This window comes from Pseudomonas sp. NFX71 (assembly GCF_048079215.1).
GTDB lineage: Bacteria > Pseudomonadota > Gammaproteobacteria > Pseudomonadales > Pseudomonadaceae > Aquipseudomonas > Aquipseudomonas fluorescens_B.
Map to the genome: position 1 here is coordinate 1808084 of NZ_CP182230.1, position 20229 is coordinate 1828312.

Annotated in this window: 19 protein-coding genes; 7 read left to right on the forward strand and 12 right to left on the reverse strand. The window is 60.4% G+C overall.

Going from position 1 to position 20229, the window contains the following annotated elements; genetic code table 11:
- Nucleotides 1-22: 22 nt before the first annotated feature.
- From ACM1ZW_RS08400 to ACM1ZW_RS08410, 3 genes are all read right to left on the reverse strand, one after another.
- Entirely contained in the window at nt 23-298 is a 276-nt protein-coding gene (locus tag ACM1ZW_RS08400) for an HU family DNA-binding protein (protein ID WP_003213368.1), read from the reverse strand.
- Between the two features lie 192 nt (nt 299-490).
- Nucleotides 491-1639 (reverse strand): NAD(P)/FAD-dependent oxidoreductase, encoded by a 1149-nt coding sequence (locus ACM1ZW_RS08405; RefSeq protein ID WP_414880365.1) that lies wholly within the window; start codon nt 1637-1639, stop codon nt 491-493.
- A 21-nt stretch (nt 1640-1660) separates the two neighbouring features.
- Nucleotides 1661-1828, reverse strand: coding sequence for a rubredoxin (locus ACM1ZW_RS08410; protein WP_007954349.1), 168 nt, complete (start codon nt 1826-1828; stop codon nt 1661-1663).
- Between the two features lie 201 nt (nt 1829-2029).
- Here ACM1ZW_RS08410 and ACM1ZW_RS08415 point away from each other — a divergent pair, with 201 nt between their 5' ends.
- Complete coding sequence (locus ACM1ZW_RS08415) at nt 2030-2581, forward strand: chorismate--pyruvate lyase family protein (RefSeq protein WP_017341548.1); 552 nt, start codon at nt 2030-2032, stop codon at nt 2579-2581.
- Nucleotides 2581-3471: a 4-hydroxybenzoate octaprenyltransferase gene (gene ubiA, locus ACM1ZW_RS08420; protein WP_017341549.1), complete on the forward strand. Its 891-nt coding sequence runs from the start codon at nt 2581-2583 to the stop codon at nt 3469-3471. Before ACM1ZW_RS08415 ends, ubiA begins: the two co-directional genes overlap by 1 nt.
- Before the next feature lie 125 nt (nt 3472-3596).
- On the opposite strand, the gene ACM1ZW_RS08425 is transcribed toward ubiA, so the two are convergent.
- Nucleotides 3597-3989 (reverse strand): hypothetical protein, encoded by a 393-nt coding sequence (locus ACM1ZW_RS08425; protein ID WP_017341550.1) that lies wholly within the window; start codon nt 3987-3989, stop codon nt 3597-3599.
- Nucleotides 3990-4142: 153 nt separating this feature from the next.
- Between ACM1ZW_RS08425 and phoB the strand changes: the two genes are divergently transcribed.
- The 3 genes from phoB to ACM1ZW_RS08440 all read left to right on the forward strand — a co-directional run bounded on the left by phoB (nt 4143) and on the right by ACM1ZW_RS08440 (nt 7664).
- A complete protein-coding gene (gene phoB, locus ACM1ZW_RS08430) occupies nt 4143-4832 on the forward strand; it encodes a phosphate regulon transcriptional regulator PhoB (RefSeq protein WP_007896474.1) in 690 nt (229 codons plus the stop codon).
- 81 nt (nt 4833-4913) lie between these two features.
- Nucleotides 4914-6200, forward strand: coding sequence for a phosphate regulon sensor histidine kinase PhoR (phoR, locus tag ACM1ZW_RS08435; RefSeq protein WP_238588334.1), 1287 nt, complete (start codon nt 4914-4916; stop codon nt 6198-6200).
- Between the two features lie 123 nt (nt 6201-6323).
- The gene (locus tag ACM1ZW_RS08440) at nt 6324-7664 is read left to right on the forward strand and encodes a hemolysin family protein (RefSeq protein WP_017341552.1); all 1341 of its coding nucleotides are present in this window, start codon (nt 6324-6326) and stop codon (nt 7662-7664) included.
- A 166-nt stretch (nt 7665-7830) separates the two neighbouring features.
- Here ACM1ZW_RS08440 and ACM1ZW_RS08445 read toward each other — a convergent pair whose 3' ends face one another.
- The 8 genes from ACM1ZW_RS08445 to ACM1ZW_RS08480 form a co-directional block, all read right to left on the reverse strand.
- Complete coding sequence (locus ACM1ZW_RS08445; protein WP_416740408.1) at nt 7831-8727, reverse strand: peptidoglycan DD-metalloendopeptidase family protein; 897 nt, start codon at nt 8725-8727, stop codon at nt 7831-7833.
- A 206-nt stretch (nt 8728-8933) separates the two neighbouring features.
- Nucleotides 8934-9842 (reverse strand): response regulator, encoded by a 909-nt coding sequence (locus ACM1ZW_RS08450; RefSeq protein ID WP_017341554.1) that lies wholly within the window; start codon nt 9840-9842, stop codon nt 8934-8936.
- 167 nt (nt 9843-10009) lie between these two features.
- Nucleotides 10010-10771: a phosphate signaling complex protein PhoU gene (phoU, locus tag ACM1ZW_RS08455; RefSeq protein ID WP_017341555.1), complete on the reverse strand. Its 762-nt coding sequence runs from the start codon at nt 10769-10771 to the stop codon at nt 10010-10012.
- Between the two features lie 72 nt (nt 10772-10843).
- Nucleotides 10844-11677 carry a phosphate ABC transporter ATP-binding protein PstB gene (pstB, locus tag ACM1ZW_RS08460; protein WP_017341556.1) on the reverse strand — a complete coding sequence of 278 codons (834 nt, stop codon included), beginning with the start codon at nt 11675-11677 and terminating at the stop codon, nt 10844-10846.
- Between the two features lie 145 nt (nt 11678-11822).
- Nucleotides 11823-13493: a phosphate ABC transporter permease PstA gene (pstA, locus tag ACM1ZW_RS08465; RefSeq protein WP_017341557.1), complete on the reverse strand. Its 1671-nt coding sequence runs from the start codon at nt 13491-13493 to the stop codon at nt 11823-11825.
- 15 nt (nt 13494-13508) lie between these two features.
- Complete coding sequence (locus tag ACM1ZW_RS08470) at nt 13509-15542, reverse strand: ABC transporter permease subunit (RefSeq protein WP_193393012.1); 2034 nt, start codon at nt 15540-15542, stop codon at nt 13509-13511.
- Between the two features lie 421 nt (nt 15543-15963).
- Complete coding sequence (locus ACM1ZW_RS08475; protein ID WP_414880363.1) at nt 15964-16962, reverse strand: phosphate ABC transporter substrate-binding protein PstS family protein; 999 nt, start codon at nt 16960-16962, stop codon at nt 15964-15966.
- A gap of 231 nt (nt 16963-17193) precedes the next feature.
- On the reverse strand, nt 17194-18492 hold the full coding sequence (locus tag ACM1ZW_RS08480; RefSeq protein ID WP_017341560.1) for an MFS transporter: 1299 nt from the start codon (nt 18490-18492) through the stop codon (nt 17194-17196).
- 361 nt (nt 18493-18853) lie between these two features.
- On the opposite strand from ACM1ZW_RS08480, the gene ACM1ZW_RS08485 reads away from it, so the two are divergent.
- Both ACM1ZW_RS08485 and ACM1ZW_RS08490 read left to right on the forward strand, forming a co-directional pair.
- Complete coding sequence (locus tag ACM1ZW_RS08485) at nt 18854-19258, forward strand: acyl-CoA thioesterase (RefSeq protein WP_007896491.1); 405 nt, start codon at nt 18854-18856, stop codon at nt 19256-19258.
- A gap of 58 nt (nt 19259-19316) precedes the next feature.
- A complete protein-coding gene (locus ACM1ZW_RS08490) occupies nt 19317-20216 on the forward strand; it encodes a D-hexose-6-phosphate mutarotase (protein WP_414880362.1) in 900 nt (299 codons plus the stop codon).
- Nucleotides 20217-20229 lie beyond the last annotated feature (13 nt).

Consider the following 20229-nt stretch of genomic DNA (forward strand, 5'->3'; position numbering starts at 1 on the left):
CTACGCGGGAAGTCGGTCGGTGTTACGGATTGACGCTGTCTTTCAACGATTTGCCTGGCTTGAATGCAACGGTGTTGCTGGCCTTGATTTTCACGGGCTCACCGGTTTGCGGGTTTTTGCCGGTGCGGGCTCCGCGGTGGCGTTGCAGGAAGGTGCCGAAGCCTACCAGCGTCACGCTGTCCTTGCGGTGCAGAGCGCCGGTGATTTCTTCGAGAACGGCGTTAAGTACGCGGTTGGCCTGCTCTTTGGTGAGATCTGCTTTTTCAGCAATTGCTGCGGCGAGTTCTGGTTTACGCATTAGTGAAGCCCCTTTGACGGTTTTTTGTTGTTATGTCCGTGCTGTTCTCGTTGGAACAGCGCCCAAAGCGCCGCAGGTGCTCTACTCTGCGGCAGACGGGAGTGAGAATGGCACGCACGGAAGAGCCGCGCCAGTCTCGGCGCGACGTTTGTAGGGGCAAAAGCGGGGTGATTCCGACAGAACGACCGGTATTTACGCCAGCAGCGGTGGAAGTTCTTTGTTCAGTGCGAGTTTTTCCATCACCGCCGTGCCTGTCAGGGCATAACCAAGCAGTTTCCCGGCTGCATCGCGGCATAAAACCTTGAGGTCGGCGCCCTGCCCTTCGACGGTCCACACACCCTCCAGACCTCGTGGCGGCGGTGAAACCACCAACGGACAGACCGGCGTTTTGACGGTGATTGGCATCGCGCCATAGCTCACCGCTGTCGGGTTTCCGGCGAGGGTCTGGGCCAGCGCTCTCGCACAGCTCATGAGGGGCATGACGTACAGCAGGTTCAGCCCATCGACTTCGGCGCAGTCGCCCAAGGCGTAGATATTGGCGTGAGAGGTTTTCAGGTGACGGTCGACCATCACGCCACGATTGACCTGCACACCGGCCGCGGCCGCCAGGTCGATGCGCGGACGCAGGCCGATGGCGGACACCACCACGTCGCAAGGGATGACCTGACCGTCTGACAGATGCGCTTCCAATCCCTCTTCAACACGCTGCAAACGGTTGAGCACCGGCCCGAGGTGGAAACGTGCGCCCAGACTCTCCAGCCCGGCCTGGACCGCAGCGGCTGCCGCCGGGTGCAGCAGCGTCGGCATGACCTGTTCGCACGGTGCAACCAGTTGCACCTCGTAACCGCCGAGGATCAGGTCGTTGGCGAATTCACAGCCGATCAGACCGGCACCGAGCAACAACACCCGACGCTTGCCGGCCGCTGCCGCACGAAAGCGTGCGTAGTCTTCGAGGTCGTTGATCGGGAACACGGCGTCCGCCGCATCGCCTTCGATGGGCACGCGCACGGTTTCGGCGCCCCAGGCCAGGATCAGGTCGCGGTAGATCACCGACTCTTCACCGATCCACAGGCGCTTGTGCCCCGGGTCGATGCCGCTGATGCGCGTGTGGGTGCGCACTTCGGCCTTCAACTGTTCGGCCATGGCGCCCGGTTCGGCCATGCTCAGGCCATCGGCGTCTTTGTTTTTGCCGAAGCCCGTAGAGAGCATCGGCTTGGAGTAGGAGCGTCCGTCATCGGCGGTAATCAGCAGCAGCGGGGTTTCGCTATCGAGTTTGCGAAACTCCCGGGCCAGGTTGTAGCCAGCCAGCCCGGTGCCGACGATCACGACAGGTGCGTTCATTCCTTACTCCTCTCAAATGCCTTAGTTGATTTCGATCATTTCGAAATCCATCTTGCCAACGCCGCAGTCCGGGCACAGCCAGTCTTCCGGCACGTCTTGCCACAGGGTGCCCGGCGCAATGCCGTCATCCGGCCAGCCGTCGGCTTCGTTATAGATCAGGCCGCAGACCACACATTGCCACTTTTTCATTCAGGTACTTCCTCAGGATTCAGGCTTATTGCCGGCGCGAACGGTCGATGATTGCAGCGTTGCCGTCCGGCTCAGGGCGTTTTGTACTGATCGGGCCCGGCAGATGCAAGCCTGTTCGGCGCAATGGCGCGCCGGTTCAATCAAAATCGCCGAGTGACATGGTAAGCTCGCCGCCTCATTTGCTGCCAATAATGACTCACTGTGCCGCACTCAAAACCTCCGTTCTGGCTTCCCCAAAGCCAACTCGCGCCCCTGCCCGACGCTTCTACCCTCGACTGGCTGTTCGACGAAGGCTCGCTGACCCGACGGCTGATCCGCCTGTCGAATGACGGTTTCAGCGTCACGCCATTGTTCGAAGGCTGGCAACCGCTGCGCGCCGACGAATGTGCCGCGCTGGATCTGGCCGAAGGCAGCGAAGGCTGGGTGCGCGAGGTGTATTTGCGCGGGCACGGCGAAGCCTGGGTGTTTGCCCGCAGTGTGGCGGCACGTAGCGCGTTGCAGGGCGACGGTTTGCACATGGACGAACTGGGCAGCCGCTCGCTGGGCGAATTGCTGTTCTGTGATCAGGCATTTCAGCGTCGCGCCATCGAGGTTTGTCACTATCCTCAGGAATGGCTGCCGATCGAGTGCCGGGCACCCGAACTGTGGGGCCGGCGTTCACGCTTCGACCGTGGCGCCTTGAGCGTGCTGGTGGCGGAGATTTTCCTGCCGACCTTGTGGCTCGCCGCCCGCGCCCATCCGGAGACCTGCTGATGTACCAGAGCCTGCTCAAGTCCCTGAACCGCTTGAACCCTCGGGCCTGGGATTTCATTCAGTTGACGCGCATGGACAAGCCGATCGGCATTTACCTGCTGCTGTGGCCGACGCTGTGGGCGCTGTGGATTGCCGGCAAAGGTTCGCCGTCGCTGGCCAATATCGTCATTTTCGTCCTTGGCGTGGTGCTGACCCGCGCCGGCGGCTGCGTGATCAACGATTGGGCGGACCGCAAGGTCGATGGCCATGTGAAGCGTACCGAACAGCGCCCGCTGCCGAGCGGCAAGATCAGCTCCAAAGAAGCGCTGGTGTTCTTTGCATTGCTGATGGGCGTGAGTTTCCTGCTGGTGTTGTGCACCAACGCGGCGACGGTCTGGTTGTCGTTCGGTGGCCTGGCGCTGGCCTTCACTTATCCGTTCATGAAGCGCTACACCTATTACCCGCAAGTGGTGCTGGGCGCGGCGTTTTCCTGGGGGATGCCGATGGCGTTCACGGCCGAAACCGGTGAACTGCCGGCCGCCGCGTGGTTGCTGTGGATCGCTAATCTGCTGTGGACGGTGGGCTACGACACGTATTACGCCATGACGGATCGCGACGACGACTTGAAGATCGGGGTGAAATCCACGGCGATTCTGTTTGGCGACGCGGATCGGGTAATCATCCTGGCACTGCAAGGGTTGGCGTTGGGTTGCTTGTTGCTGGCCGGTTCGAAATTCGAGCTCGGCGGCTGGTTCCACTTGGGGCTGCTGACGGCGGCGGGCTGTTTTGCGTGGGAATTCTGGTACACCCGCGGCAAGGACCGGATGCGTTGCTTCCAGGCGTTTTTGCACAACCACTGGGCCGGGTTGGCGATTTTTGTCGGGATTGTGCTTGATTACTCGACCCGCTGATAAAGCACAAAGCCCTGTGGCGAGGGAGCTTGCTCCCGCTCGAGTGCGCAGCACTCGCAGATTTTGGGTCCGCTTCGCGGCCCAGCGGGAGCAAGCTCCCTCGCCACAGAAATCGTCAACAGGTGCTACATCTTCGGTCCGGAATTGGTGATGACGTGCCAAACGTCCTTCATCTTGTCACCTTCCTTTTGCCCCGGTTTCGTGTCTTTCATGAAGTAGTACAGCGGCTTGCCCTTGTAGGCCCACTGCATCGTGCCATCGTCACGCTTGACGATCGTCCAGTCCCCTTCGGCCTTGGCACCCGCTTCCGCCTTGAACGGCGGCCAGTTTTCCGCGCACTGGCCGGTGCACACCGACTTGCCGCCTGTATCCTTGTCGAAGGTGTACAGGGTCATGCCCTTGTGGTCCGCCATCACACCGTCTTTCATCATCACAGGTTCAGCCGCGAAGGCCATTGATGGCAACGCCAGGGCTGCGGTCAGCATAAGAGCCTTGAAGGAATGCGAGTATTGCTTCATGGAAACCTTCCTTTTGTGGTTGTCAGGATTCGGACTTAGAGCTTAGTTCAGGATCATGACAATCGCCGGGCGACTAAAATACTGTCACACGACTGCAATAATTCCGTTATCTAATGCGGCGCAAGACAGTTAAATGACAAGAGGATTAATGGCATGGTTGGCAGGAGCATTCTGATCGTCGACGACGAAGCGCCCATTCGCGAAATGATCGCCGTTGCGTTGGAAATGGCCGGCTATGACTGCCTGGAGGCCGAGAACTCGCAGCAGGCCCACGCCATCATCGTCGACCGCAAACCGGACCTGATCCTGCTCGACTGGATGCTGCCCGGCACCTCCGGCATCGAATTGGCCCGCCGTTTGAAGCGCGATGAGCTGACCGGGGACATCCCGATCATCATGCTCACCGCCAAGGGCGAAGAGGACAACAAGATCCAGGGCCTGGAAGTCGGCGCCGACGACTACATCACCAAACCCTTTTCCCCACGTGAGCTGGTCGCACGCCTGAAGGCTGTGCTGCGCCGTGCCGGGCCTACCGATGGCGAGGCACCGATCGAAGTCGGCGGCCTGCTGCTGGACCCGATCAGTCATCGCGTGACCATCGACGGCAAACCGGCCGAGATGGGCCCGACCGAATACCGCTTGCTGCAATTTTTCATGACCCACCAGGAACGCGCCTACACCCGTGGCCAGTTGCTGGATCAGGTCTGGGGCGGCAACGTGTATGTCGAGGAACGCACCGTCGACGTGCACATCCGTCGCCTGCGCAAAGCCCTCGGCGATGCCTACGAAAATCTGGTACAAACCGTGCGCGGCACCGGTTACCGCTTTTCTACCAAAGCCTGATCCGGACCTTTCCCGCCCGACAAGCTGACAAGGACGCGCGTTCAAGTGAACCAAAACTGGCATGGCACCCTGATTCGCCACATGCTGCTACTGGTCACCGCCTGCCTGGTGGTCGGCCTGATCACCGGCTACTACGGCTGGAGTCTCGCCGCGGGCCTGGGCCTTTACCTGGCCTGGACCCTCAAGCAATTGCTGCGTCTGCACGAGTGGCTGCGCCTGCACAAACCCGACGAAGCACCGCCGGATGGCTATGGCCTGTGGGGCGAAGTGTTCGACAGCATCTATCACCTGCAACGCCGCGACCAACGCGTGCGCGGGCGCCTGCAAGCGGTAATCGACCGGGTCCAGGAGTCCACCGCCGCGCTGAAAGACGCGGTGATCATGCTCGACACCGACGGCAACCTCGAATGGTGGAACCGCGCGGCGGAAACCCTGCTCGGTCTCAAGACGCCGCAGGACAGCGGACAACCGGTGACCAACCTGGTGCGCCATCCGCGCTTCAAGGAATATTTCGAGCAGGACAGCTATGCCGAACCGCTGGAAATCCCGTCGCCGATCAACGATCGCCTGCGCATTCAGCTGTACATCACCCGCTACGGCAACAACGAACACTTGATGCTGGTGCGCGACGTGACGCGCATCCATCAGCTGGAGCAGATGCGCAAGGACTTCATCGCCAACGTCTCCCACGAATTGCGCACGCCGTTGACGGTAATCTGCGGCTACCTGGAAACCCTGCTCGACAATGTCGAGGACGTGAACCCGCGCTGGAGCCGTGCGTTGCAGCAAATGCAGCAACAGGGCGGGCGCATGCAGACGCTGCTCAACGATTTGCTGCTGCTGGCCAAACTGGAAGCCACCGATTACCCGTCGGACAACCAGCCCGTGGCCATCGACGGCTTGCTGCAATCGATCAAGGGCGACGCCCAGCAACTGTCCGGGCAAAAAAATCAGCACATCACCCTCGAAGCCGACCCGACGATTCAGCTCAAGGGCAGCGAAGCCGAACTGCGCAGCGCGTTTTCCAACCTGGTGTTCAATGCGGTGAAGTACACCCCGGCCGAAGGCAATATCCGTATTCGCTGGTGGGGAGACGAGCAAGGCGCGCACCTGAGCGTTCAGGACTCCGGCATCGGCATCGACAGCAAACACCTGCCGCGCCTGACCGAACGTTTCTACCGTGTCGACTCCAGCCGCAATTCCAACACCGGTGGCACCGGGCTCGGGCTGGCGATCGTCAAACACGTGTTGCTGCGCCACCGCGCACGGATGGAAATCAGCAGCGTACCGGGCCACGGCAGTACGTTTACCTGCCATTTCGCGCCGGCCCAAGTCACCAAAACACGACTTATCAGCACGGCCGATTGATACCGACCGGCACTCGCCACTAGGCAATCGACAAGTCAGCCGCTACATTGGCTGACTTGTGCCTGCCTTTCAGGTGCACTTTTTTCTTTCCTTTCGAATACACGGAACCCGCAAAACTCCATCATGGACCCTTCCCCTGGCTTGACCCTCGCGACACTCTTCGCCGATTTCGGCATGATTCTTTTTGCTCTGATCCTGGTTTTGCTCAACGGCTTTTTCGTTGCGGCGGAATTTGCCATGGTCAAACTGCGCTCGACCCGGGTCGAGGCCATCGCTGAGAAAAACGGCTGGCGCGGGCACATCCTGCGCACCGTGCACAGTCAGCTCGATGCCTACCTGTCGGCGTGCCAACTGGGTATCACCCTCGCCTCCCTCGGCCTCGGCTGGGTCGGTGAACCGGCGTTCGCGCACATCCTCGAACCGATCCTTGAAGCCGTCGGCGTGCAGTCGCCCGAGGTGATCAAAGGCGTGTCGTTCTTCGCCGCGTTCTTTGTGATCTCGTACCTGCACATCGTGGTCGGCGAACTGGCCCCGAAATCCTGGGCCATCCGTAAACCCGAGTTGCTGTCGCTGTGGACCGCCGTGCCCCTGTACCTGTTCTATTGGGCGATGTACCCGGCGATTTACCTGCTCAATGCCAGCGCCAACACGATTCTGCGGATCGCCGGCCAGGGTGAGCCCGGCCCCCATCACGAGCACCATTACAGCCGTGAAGAACTGAAACTGATCCTGCACTCCAGCCGTGGCCAGGACCCGAGCGACCAAGGCATGCGCGTACTCGCCTCCGCTGTGGAAATGGGCGAACTGGAAGTGGTCGACTGGGCCAACTCCCGCGAAGACCTGGTAACGCTGGAGTTCAACGCACCGCTCAAGGAAATCCTGGCGATGTTCCGTCGCCACAAGTTCAGCCGTTATCCGGTGTACGACAGCGATCGCCAGGAGTTCGTCGGCCTGCTGCACATCAAGGACCTGCTGCTGGAACTGGCGGCCCTGGACCACATTCCCGAGTCGTTCAACCTGGCCGAACTGACCCGGCCGCTGGAGCGTGTGTCGCGGCACATGCCGCTGTCGCAGTTGCTGGAGCAGTTCCGCAAAGGCGGTTCGCACTTCGCCCTGGTCGAAGAGGCCGACGGCAACATCATCGGCTACCTGACCATGGAAGACGTGCTGGAAGTGCTGGTCGGCGACATTCAGGACGAACACCGCAAGGCTGAGCGCGGGATCCTCGCGTATCAGCCGGGCAAGCTGCTGGTGCGCGGTGATACGCCTCTGTTCAAGGTCGAACGCCTGCTGGGCATCGATCTGGATCACGTCGAAGCCGAAACCCTCGCCGGGCTGGTCTACGAAACCCTGAAACGGGTGCCGGAAGAGGAGGAAGTGTTGGAGGTCGAAGGCCTGCGGATCATCATCAAGAAGATGAAAGGGCCGAAGATCATTTTGGCCAAGGTGTTGATGCTGGATTAACTGTCGGCAGGGATTTTTGTGGCGAGGGCGCTTGCTCCCGCCGGGCTGCGAAGCGGCCCAACATCCTGCAACCGCGATCCTCCAGGCACACCGCATTCACCGGTTTACGACTGCTGCGCAGCCGAGCGGGAGCAAGCGCCCTCGCCACAGTGGATCGCCATCACCTTCACTGCTTGCCCAACGCAAAGTTGGGCAGCGCCCCCACCGGTTGATTGAACTGGTACGGAATCGACACCAGTCCCAACCCGGTATTGCGCTGTACCACGAAATGCAGGTGCGGCCCGCTGCTGTTGCCGGTATTGCCCGACAGCGCCAGCGGACTGCCCACCGACACCCGCTGCCCTTCGCGAACGCTTACCGACCCTTGCTTGAGGTGCAGGTAAACGCCCATCGTGCCGTCATCGTGCAATATCCGCACGAAGTTGCCCGACGGATCGTTGCCGCGCCCGGTCTGGGCATTCTCGGTTTTCACCACCACCCCGCCTCGCGCCGCGACGATCGGCGTGCCTACGGGCATGGCAATGTCCATGGCGTAGCGATTTCTTGGACCAAAGTGGCTGTACTGTCCATTGGTGCCCTGACTGAGCCGAAACGGTCCGCCACGCCAGGGGAACGGGTATCGATAGGCCATGACAGCCCCTGAGGGGTCGCCCAGGGAGTATTCGAATTTGGGGGTGTATGCCAGCGGCATCTCCGCTTTCGTCGCCGTGAGCAGCGCCAGACGAATGCTGCTGCGCGCCGGCATGACCCGGCGAATCGGCCGGCTCGGCGCACCACTGACGTTTTGCAGCCCGGCGAAACTCAGCTCGATCTCTACTGGCGCATACAGGTCATTGCGCACGTAAACGCTGTCCACGCCCTTCTTCTTCGTGATGACGAGGTACACCTGACGCTCAAGGTGTTCGACCATGCGATCACGAAACGTGAACACCTGGGAGCCCTTCGTGGGGCGGTCGCTATAGGAGACCACGCCATTGGCATCGGTGGATTTGTAAATGGTCATGGCCATGGCCAAAGTGGACGCCATGGACAGACCACAGAAAAACAGCAGGCGCGCAAGCATGGGCAGGATTCTGTCGAGTAAGGCCTGGGGATGAGCCTAGCAGCTGCAATGGACCCGGGTAGTCGGCAGATGTTTCAAAATGGGCAGCTCAGCGGATGTGCGGCAAATTTGAGGGCCCCTTCGCGAGCAACCCCGCTCCCACAGGGGAATACGTTCCAATGTGGGAGCGGGGTTGCTCGCGAAGACAGACTGTCAGGCGACGAAGATCACGCGCCGGGTACGAAATGCTTCTGCGCCGTACCACGTGCTATCAAACGTGAGATGTAATCCAGTTTCTGCGCGTCCTGATCGACAAAGCGGAACGTCAACTGCAGCCATTCGCTGTCGGGTTTCTGCTCATGAGCGACGATAGCGTGCAGGTAACCGTTCAGGCGGGCGACTTCAGCGTTGTCACCCTGCTCCATGTCAAGCACGGCGCTGTCGAGCACTTGCGGCAGCGCATCGGTGCGTTTCACGACCAGCAGCGCTTCCTTGAGGCTCAAGGCCTTGATAACGCATGGCTGAATGCCGTTCGGCAGGCGCAGCTGACCTTGCCCACGACCGCCGGAGGCTGCAGCGGCAGCAACCGGAGCCTTGACGGGCGGGCTGTTGAGCAGACCTCGGGATGGCGCAGCAACCGGGGCGGGGGCCGCCGCGACCACTTCCGCCTTGCCGCCGGTCAATGCGCTCAACGAATCGTTGCCGAACGCCGAGTTCATTTTGGTCGGCGCGCTGTTCATCAAGGTATCGAGCTTGCCGACCTTGTTCAGCGCCTGCTTGACCTTGGTCAGCAGTTGCTCGTTGGTGAACGGCTTACTGACGTAGCCGGAAACACCGGCCTGGATCGCCTGGACGACGTTCTCTTTGTCGCCACGGCTGGTCACCATGACAAAGGGCATGGTCTTGAGGTTGTCCTGCTCGCGGCACCAGGTCAGCAATTCCAGGCCGGACATTTCCGGCATTTCCCAGTCGCACAGGACCAGGTCGAACGCTTCCCGTGCCAGCAATGCCTGAGCCTTCCTGCCGTTGACCGCGTCTTCGATCCGGATCCCCGGGAAGTAGTTGCGCAGGCACTTTTTCACCAGGTCACGAATGAACGACGCATCGTCCACGACCAACACACTGACCTTACTCATCCATCACCCCTTAAAAAAATCCCGGCAAGCATACCGCTTTGCTGATGGCACATTGCCAAAAACCTTCAGTCACGCCGGGACTTTTCGTTCGCGGGTGCTGCTTCGAATTCGTAAGCCCGTAAACAAAAACGCCCGGCCAAAAGGCCGGGCGCTTTACTTGGGCAATCTTACTTATCGTCAACTTCGCCCGGAACATTAGCGGTTTCGCCACTTGTGCCTTCAACTTCTTGCTTCATGCGCTTGAGGCCCAGGTGACGCACATCGGTGCCGCGCACCAGGTAAATCACCAGCTCGGAGATATTGCGCGCGTGGTCGCCGATCCGTTCCAGCGAGCGCAGCACCCAGATGATGCTCAGAACCCGCGAGATAGAGCGCGGGTCTTCCATCATGTAGGTGGCGAGCTCACGCAGGGCGGTCTTGTATTCGCGGTCGATGATCTTGTCGTACTGCGCCACCGACAACGCCAGGTCGGCGTCGAAGCGGGCAAACGCGTCCAGTGCGTCACGCACCATGTTGCGCACCTGGTCGCCGATGTGGCGGACTTCAACGTAACCGCGCGGGGCCTCGCCTTCCTCGCACAACTGGATGGCGCGGCGGGCGATCTTGGTCGATTCGTCGCCAATGCGCTCAAGGTCGATCACCGACTTGGAGATGCTGATGATCAGACGCAAGTCGGACGCTGCCGGCTGACGACGGGCCAGAATGCGCAGGCATTCTTCGTCGATGTTGCGTTCCATCTGGTTGATCTGGTCATCGATCTCGCGAACCTGCTGGGCCAGGCCGGAGTCGGCCTCGATCAGCGCGGTCACCGCGTCGTTGACCTGCTTCTCGACCAGCCCGCCCATGGCCAGGAGGTGGCTGCGCACTTCCTCCAGCTCGGCGTTGAACTGTGCGGAGATGTGATGGGTAAGGCCTTCTTTACTAATCATGTTGGCGTCCTTGGAGCGTCCGGTAAGGTGCGGTGGGGCCGCAGCGTCAGTTCAGTGAGCAACCACAGCTTCCTAGCCGTAACGACCGGTGATGTAGTCTTCGGTCTGCTTCTTCGCCGGATTGGTGAACAGGGTATCGGTATCGCCGAATTCCACCAGTTTGCCCATGTACATGAACGCCGTGTAGTCGGAAACCCGTGCGGCCTGTTGCATGTTGTGGGTCACGATGACGATGGTGAACTTCGATTTCAGTTCGTAGATCAGCTCTTCGACTTTCAGCGTCGAGATCGGGTCGAGTGCCGAGCACGGTTCGTCGAGCAGCAGCACTTCCGGCTCCACGGCGATGGTGCGCGCGATCACCAGACGTTGTTGCTGGCCACCGGACAGGCCGAGTGCCGATTCGTGCAGACGGTCTTTGACTTCGTCCCACAGTGCCGCGCCTTTCAACGCCCACTCGACGGCTTCGTCAAGAATGCGCTTCTTGTTGATGCCCTGGATGCGCAGACCGTAAACCACGTTCTCGTAGATGGTTTTCGGGAACGGGTTCGGCTTCTGGAACACCATGCCGACGCGACGGCGCAGCTCGGCCACGTCTTCGCCCTTGCGGTAGATGTTATTGCCGTAGAGGTTGATTTCGCCTTCTACGCGGCAGCCGTCAACCAGATCGTTCATGCGGTTGAAGGTGCGCAGCAGCGTGGACTTGCCGCAGCCGGACGGGCCGATGAAGGCGGTCACGCGCTGTTTCGGGATGTTCATGCTGACGTCGAACAGCGCTTGTTTGTCGCCGTAGAACAGGCTCAGGCCCGGCACTTCGATGGCCACGGTTTCCTGCGCCAGGCTCAGGCTCTGCTTGTCGCGGCCCAGGGCAGACATGTTAATGCCGTGGGTATGTGCTTCGTGCTGCATGGGAGGCTCCCTGTGCTGACAAATTCGGTTCGGTTTTTGTGGGAGCCAGCCGGCTGGCGAAGGCATCACCGCGGTATCAGAGTTAAACCGCAGTGCCTGAATCGCCAGCAGGCTGGCTCCCACATATAGAAATCAATGCTGCAAATCAGCTATCCAGCGCTTTGTATTTTTCGCGCAGATGGTTGCGGATATAAACGGCCGACAGGTTCAATGTCGCAATCACCAGTACCAGCAGCAGCGCCGTGGCGTACACCAGCGGTCGTGCGGCTTCGACGTTCGGGCTCTGGAAGCCGACGTCATAAATATGGAAGCCCAGGTGCATGATCTTCTGGTCAAGGTGAAGGTACGGGTAGTTGCCATCCAGCGGCAGCGACGGTGCCAGTTTCACCACACCCACCAGCATCAGCGGCGCCACTTCACCGGCGGCGCGAGCCACGGCGAGGATCATGCCGGTCATCATGGCCGGGCTGGCCATCGGCAGCACGATCTTCCACAAGGTTTCCGCCTTGGTCGCGCCGAGGGCCAGCGAGCCTTCACGCACGGTGCGAGGAATCCGCGCCAGGCCTTCTTCAGTGGCCACGATCACCACCGGCACCGCCAGCAATGCCAGGGTAAGGGAAGCCCAGAGCAGACCCGGCGTACCGAAGGTCGGTGCCGGCAGCGCTTCAGGGAAGAACAACCGGTCGACCGAGCCGCCCAGCACATAAACGAAGAAGCCCAGGCCGAACACACCGTAAACGATGGCCGGAACGCCCGCCAGGTTGTTCACGGCGATGCGGATAATCCGGGTCAGTGCGTTCTGCTTGGCGTATTCGCGCAGGTAAACCGCTGCCAGTACACCGAACGGGGTCACGATCATCGCCATGATCAGGGTCATCATCACGGTGCCGAAAATCGCCGGGAAGATCCCGCCTTCGGTGTTCGCTTCACGCGGGTCGTCGCTGAGGAATTCCCAGACCTTGCTGAAGTAGAAGCCGATCTTGGTCATCGTGCCCATGGCGTTCGGCTGGTAGGCGTGAACCACTTTGCCGATGTCGATCACGACTTCTTTGCCGTTGGCATCGCGGGCCGTCAGGCTGTCGCGGTTGAACTGGGCGTGCAGGTCGGCAAGACGTGCTTCGACGTCCTGATAACGGGCGTTCAGCTCGGCGCGGTCGGATTCCATGTCCGCTTGTGCAGCGGCGTCAAGGGTGCCGTTCAGCTCGAGCTTGCGACCGTGCAGGCGGATGCGTTCGAGGCCGGCGTTGATCGCGCCGATGTCGACTTTTTCCAGGGTCTTGAGCTGTGCGGCGAGCTCGTTGACGCGGGCAACGCGAGCCTGCAACTCAGGCCACGCGGCTTCGCCTTCAGCAATGACTTTGCCTTCCTGTTTGACGTTGACCAGATAGCCGTAGAAATTGCCCCACTCGCGACGCTCGATAGCCATGAGTTCTGGCGGAGTGGTTTGGTTAGTCAGCCACTCGCCGACGATCCAGGTGAAGTCGTTGCCGTTCAGGTCACGGTTGCCGACCTTGATCAGCTCGCGGGTCATGAACTCCGGGCCCTCATCGGGCACCGGCAGGCCAGCGCTTTTCAGGCGTTCGCGCGGCACTTCTTCTTTCTGCACGATTTCGCCGATGACCAGGTGATTGGCCTGGCCGGGCACGTCGTAGCTGGCGTGAATCAAATCCGCCGGCCAGAAGTGACCCAGGCCACGCACGGCAATCACCGCGAGCAGGCCAATGGTCATGATGACCGCAATGGACACCGCGCCACCGCTGATCCAGACGCCGGGGGCGCCGCTCTTGAACCATCCATTCAGGGAGTTCTGTTTCACAGACTTCTACCTTTCTTAAAGCGACGAGTATTTCTTGCGCAGACGCTGACGAATCAGTTCTGCGAGGGTGTTCATGACGAAGGTGAACAACAGCAGCACCAGCGCCGAGAGGAACAGCACGCGGTAGTGGCTGCCGCCGACTTCCGATTCGGGCATTTCCACCGCGACGTTGGCCGCCAGCGTTCGCAGACCTTCGAACAGGTTCATTTCCATGACCGGGGTGTTGCCGGTGGCCATCAGTACGATCATGGTTTCACCGACCGCACGGCCCATGCCGATCATCAGCGCCGAGAAGATGCCCGGGCTGGCGGTGAGGATCACCACCCGCGTCATGGTCTGCCACGGCGTGGCACCGAGCGCCAGGGAACCGAGGGTCAGGCCGCGAGGCACGCTGAACACGGCGTCTTCGGCAATGGAGTAGATGTTCGGGATCACCGCGAAGCCCATGGCCAGACCGACCACCAGTGCGTTGCGCTGGTCGTAGGTGATGCCCAGGTCGTGGGAGATCCACATGCGCATGTCGCCGCCGAAGAACCAGTTCTCCATGAACGGGCTCATGTACAGCGAGAGCCAGCCCACAAACAGGATCACCGGGATCAGAATCGCACTCTCCCAGCCATCCGGCACTTTCAGGCGGATGGACTCAGGCAGGCGACTGAAGACGAAGCCGGCCACCAGGATGCCGATCGGCAAGAGCATCAGCAGGCTGAAAATGCCCGGCAAATGCCCTTCTACATAAGGCGCGAGGAACAGGCCGGCGAAGAAACCGAGGATCACCGTCGGCATCGCTTCCATCAGCTCGATCACCGGCTTGACCTTGCGACGCATGCCCGGGGCCATGAAGTATGCGGTGTAGATCGCCGCAGCGACGGCCAGTGGAGCGGCCAGCAGCATGGCGTAGAACGCGGCTTTCAGGGTGCCGAAGGTCAGCGGCGACAGGCTCAGCTTGGGTTCGAAATCGGTGTTGGCGGCGGTCGATTGCCAGACGTATTTAGGCTCGTCGTAGTTCTCGTACCAGACCTTGCTCCACAGCGCGCTCCACGAAACTTCCGGGTGCGGGTTGTCGAGCAGCAGCGGTTGCAGCTTGCCACCCTGCTCCACGATGATGCGGTTGGCCCGTGGTGACAGACCGAAAAGGCCTTGGCCATCGACGACCTGATCCACCAGCAAGGTGCGGTGCGCGGTACTGTGGAACACGCCAAGCTTGCCGGAGGCGTCGAGGGCAATGAAGCCTTTGCGACGTTCTTCGGCGGTGATTTCAACAATCGGCGTGGTGCCCATCTGGAAGGTGCGAATCTGCTTCAGGCGCAGCTCACCATCCGGATCGCGGGCCATGAACCACTGGGCCAGACCACCCTTGGAGTCGCCGAGGATCAGCGAGATACCGCCCACCAGTTGGGTGCTGGCGGTAATTTCGGCATCGCCGTTTTCGAGCAATTTGTAGCGACCATTGAGGCTCTTGTCGCGCAAGCTGAACACGTCGGCTTGCGCACGGCCGTTAATCACATACAGCCACTGCTGACGCGGGTCGACGAAGATGTTCTTCACCGGCTCGGTCATTTGCGGCAGCTCGATGCGCTTCTGCTCGTTGGTGACTTCGCCGGTCATCATGTTTTCTTCGCTGGTCAGCGAGAGCACATTGAGTTGCGAACCGGTGGAACCGACCAGCATCAGGGTCGAATCCGTGGCGTTGAGGCTGACGTGCTCCAGCGCACCGCCCGCTTCGTTCAGCGCGATCGGCGTTTCGCCGTACGGGTATTCGATCGCCGGCGAGATGGTTTTCTTGCCATCCGGATAGCTGACTTTATAGGTGTGACGGAACACCAGCGCCTGACCGTTGGACAGGCCTACCGCGACCAGCGGATGGCCGGGCTGGTCTTCGCCGATGGAGGTCACGGTGGTGCCGGCCGGGATCGGCAGATCGACGCGCTTGAGTTCAGCGCCACTGTCGATGTCAAAAAACAGCGCCTGCCCTTTGTCGGAAACTCGCATGGCGACCTGGTTCTGCTCTTCCAGAGAGATCATCAACGGCTTGCCGGCGTCTTGCATCCAGGCGGGCGTGATGGATTCCTTGGCGGTCAGGTCGGCACCCTGGAACAGGGGGAAGACAACGTAGGCGAGGAAGAAGAAGATCAACGTGATCGCGCCAAGAACGGCAAGGCCGCCCACGAGGACGTACCAGCGGGTCAGGCGATCCTTGAGCGCGCGGATGCGACGCTTGCGTTGCAATTCAGGCGTATTGAAATCAATTCGCTTGGGGGGATTTGTAGTCATGGTGGAATTGGCCAGATCATTCATGCGCACACCCTAGCGATCCTGTATGACAGAAAGATGACAATGCAGTGACGCAGCAAATCCGCCGCCAGCGGGAACTGGCAGTGGACCAAAAAATTGGGGGGGGGTGTAGGAGCAGCCTCGGTTCCCTCGACAGCTCCTACACAGGTCCGGGGTTTACCCCGGACCTAAGGTGTTACTTCTTTGCGACGCTACCGCCTTCTTGCAGACCCAGGTCAGCCAGTGCTTTTGCAGCAACCTTGGCTGGCAGTGGGATGTAGCCGTCTTTCACTACAACTTCCTGACCCTGTTTGGACAGAATCAGTTTCACGAACTCGGCTTCCAGCGGGGCCAGAGGCTTGTTCGGGGCTTTGTTGACGTAAACGTAGAGGAAACGCGACAGCGGGTACTTGCCGTTCAGGGCGTTTTCTTCGCTGTCTTCGATGAACTCGGTGCTGCCTTTCTTGGCCAGGGCCACCGTTTTCACGCTCGCGGTTTTGTAGCCGATGCCCGAGTAACCAACACCGTTCAGCGAAGAGCTGATCGACTGCACGACCGAAGCCGAGCCTGGTTGTTCGTTGACGTTTGGCTTGTAGTCGCCTTTGCACAGGGCTTCTTCTTTGAAGTAGCCGTAGGTGCCGGATACCGAGTTACGACCGAACAGTTGAACCGGCTTGTTGGCCAGGTCGCCCGTCACGCCCAGATCACCCCAGGTTTTCACGTCGGTTTTAGCACCGCACAGACGAGTCGAGGAGAAGATCGCGTCGACTTGCTCCATGGTCATGTGCTGGATCGGGTTGTCTTTGTGCACGAAGACAGCCAGGGCGTCCACGGCAACCGGGATAGCGGTTGGCTTGTAGCCGTATTTGGTTTCGAAGGCCTGCAGCTCGTTGTCCTTCATCTTGCGGCTCATCGGGCCCAGGTTAGCGGTGCCTTCAGTCAGCGCAGGTGGCGCGGTAGAAGAACCAGCAGCCTGAATCTGGATGTTGACGTTCGGGTATTCTTTTTTGTAGTTCTCAGCCCACAGGGTCATGAGGTTGGCCAGGGTATCGGAACCGACGCTGGACAGGTTGCCCGACACACCAGTGGTCTTGGTGTAGCTCGGGATAGCAGGGTCAACAGCGGCAACCGCGTTGGCAGTCGCAACGCCAGCAGCGACAAAAGTCATTGCCGCCATCAAACGCTTCAGTTTCATGCCTTACTCCTAGCAGATAGGGTGTGTTAGTCGGGGCCAAGTATCAGCAGGCCGTGTGAACACTCTATGGCTGAAATATGACAATTGGATGAAAGGCCAGCATTCGAGTTTTTACCGGATAATTCATGCGCCCTGGTCGCCAGCAGGCTGGCTCCCACTTTGGAATGCATTTCAATGTGGGAGCCAGCCTGCTGGCGATTGGGGCCGGTATAGCTACAGACAATTTAGGGATCAGCGCCCCTTCTTCCAGAGATACGCCCCCACCAGGATCCCGACCCCGCACAGAACCGCGACGTAATACGCCGGGCCCATCGGGCTCTCCTTGAGCAGCAGGCTCACGATCATCGGCGTCAGGCCACCGAAGATGGCGTAAGCCACGTTATAAGAGAACGACAGGCCGCTGAAGCGCACCACCGGCGGGAATGCCTTGACCATGACATACGGAACCGCGCCGATGGTGCCCACCAGCAAGCCAGTCAAGGCGTACATAGGGAACAGCCAGTCAGGATGCTCGGCCAGGCTGTGGTAGAAGGTCCAGGAGCTGGCCAGTAACGCAGCACAGCCGAACACGAACACCCGGCCTGCGCCGAAGCGATCTGCCAGGGCACCGGCAATGATGCAGCCAACGCTCAGGAACACGATCGCCACGCTGTTGGACTGCAGGGCGGTGGTCGCCGAGAAGTGGTGAACCGTCTGCAACACGGTCGGGGTCATCAAAATCAACACCACGATGGCAGCGGACAGCAACCAGGTCAGCAGCATGGAAATCAGAATCGCCCCGCGATGGTCGCGCAACACAGCGCGCAGCGGCACTTCTTCGGCCAGGGCCTTGCGCAGTTGCAGTTCGGCGAACACTGGCGTCTCGTGCAGCCAGCGGCGCAGGTAAACCGAGAACAGACCAAACACGCCGCCCAGCAGGAATGGGATCCGCCATGCGTAATCCGCCACTTCCACCGGCGTGTAAAGGCTGTTGATCGCCGTGGCAACCAGTGAGCCCAGGAGGATGCCCGCGGTCAGACCGCTGGTCAGGGTGCCGCAGGCGTAGCCGATGTGCCGCTGCGGCACGTGTTCGGAAACGAAGACCCATGCGCCAGGCACTTCACCGCCAATCGCCGCGCCTTGAATCACGCGCATCAGCAGCAACAGGATCGGCGCCCACATGCCGATCTGCGCGTACGTCGGCAGCAAACCCATGATCAGGGTCGGCACCGCCATCATGAAAATACTCAGGGTGAACATCTTCTTGCGACCCAACAGGTCGCCGAAGTGCGCCATCACAATGCCGCCCAGCGGCCGCGCCAGGTAGCCGGCGGCAAAGATGCCGAAGGTCTGCATCAGGCGCAGCCACTCGGGCATATCGGCCGGGAAGAACAGCTTGCCGACCACCGTGGCGAAGAACACGAAAATGATGAAGTCGTAGAACTCCAGCGCGCCGCCCAGGGCGGACAGCGATAAAGTCTTGTAATCATTGCGGGTCAACGGACGTGCGGGCTGGGTCGGCTGCGCGATGCTCGAGGGCGCTGTGGTCATGGCAAGGCTTCTCTAATAGTCGGATCTGCAACCCCAACAACGCTGGCGGAGGCTTGGGCAGGTCCGGCACGATAGCAAATTGTTCGAAAAAGCACATAGAGGTGCGTATTTGACGGTCAAAATGAGAACCGGACGGTCGTCTCGGAGTCTACCGATCGATATACTCGCGATCTTGAACAGTTTGAAAGGGTTGCTGTGCGAAGACGCTGCTGGCCAACCAGTCGATTTCGCAGAGTTTCCCTTTAGGCGCCTCACGAAAAACGTGACGAACGTAGTATGTTCGGGGCTGAATCGTTTTTCCTTGAGACGGCTATTCACCTGAAGTACCAATGAAGAGTCACGGGTCAGAGGCACCCCCGGCATGATAGAGCTCGAACAAGAAGATCCAATCCCGCAAGGCGACCTGGCCCTGCAAATCACCGCGCTTCCTCGTGAAACCAACGGTTTCGGCGATATTTTCGGCGGCTGGCTGGTGGCGCAGATGGATTTGGCCGGCACCGCAATGGCCAGCAAAGTCGCTGGCGGCCGGGTGGCTACCGTGGCGATCGATCGCATGGCGTTCCTGGTTCCGGTGGCGGTGGGCGCTCAGCTCTCCTTCTATACCCAGGCACTGGAAATCGGCCGCAGCTCGATTCAGATGATGGTCGAAGTCTGGAGCGACGATCCGCTGTCGAGCGAGTGGCGTAAAGTCACTGAAGCCGTGTTTGTGTTTGTTGCCATCGACGGCAGCGGTCGCACCCGTTCGGTTCCGCCACGCGCGCGTTAAACACGGCGACCGTTTTGCGGTCCATAGCTGCCATCGTTCCCGATCGAGAGTTTGCCCCATGAGCACGCCCAACGTTGAAGCCGTAAAACTGGATGAACTGAACTGCTGGCGCATCCGCCACGGTCAGGCCGAATTGCTGGTGGCCCAGCAAGGCGCGCACATCCTGAGTTATCAATTGGCTGGCCAACCGCCGCTGATCTGGCTCAACGACGAGGCTGTGTTCAAGACCGGCAAGAGCATCCGCGCCGGCGTGCCGGTGTGCTGGCCGTGGTTCGGCAACCTTTCGCGCAACCCGCAGAGCGTCCAGGCGATGCGCGTCAGCAACGAACCGCCGACCGCCCACGGCTTTGTACGGGCGATGGACTGGGAGCTGGGCGGCATCGAAACCGAAGGGGAAAGCCTGAAGGTGGAATTTGTCCTGCCCTACCCCGAAGGCGGCTTTCCGGGCTGGCCGCATCAGGTGGATTTGAAGTTGAGCATTCGACTGGATGAGCAACTGCACATCAGCCTGACCAGCCACAACCAGGGCACCGATACCGTCACCATCAGCCAGGCGCTGCACAGCTATTTCGCGGTCAGCGACGTGCGCAATGTGCACGTTGAAGGGCTGGATGGCTTGAATTACATCGAGACCCTGGAAGACTGGAAAACCAAGACCCAGACCGGTGACCTGCGCTTTACCGGCGAGACCGATCGCATCTACCTGAACACCCCGGCGAAGCTGAGCATTGTCGATCCGGCGTGGGAGCGGCACATCGAGCTGACCAGCAGCGGTTCGCGCACGGCAGTGATCTGGAACCCGTGGATTGATCGCGCGGCGGCGTTCAGTGATATGGCAGACGATGGCTGGCAGCGCATGCTGTGCATCGAGACGGCGAATGTGATGGATGATGTGATCACGCTGAAACCGGGCGCCACCCACACCCTCGGTGTGAACATCGCCAGCACACTTCTCTAATCAACACCGCAAT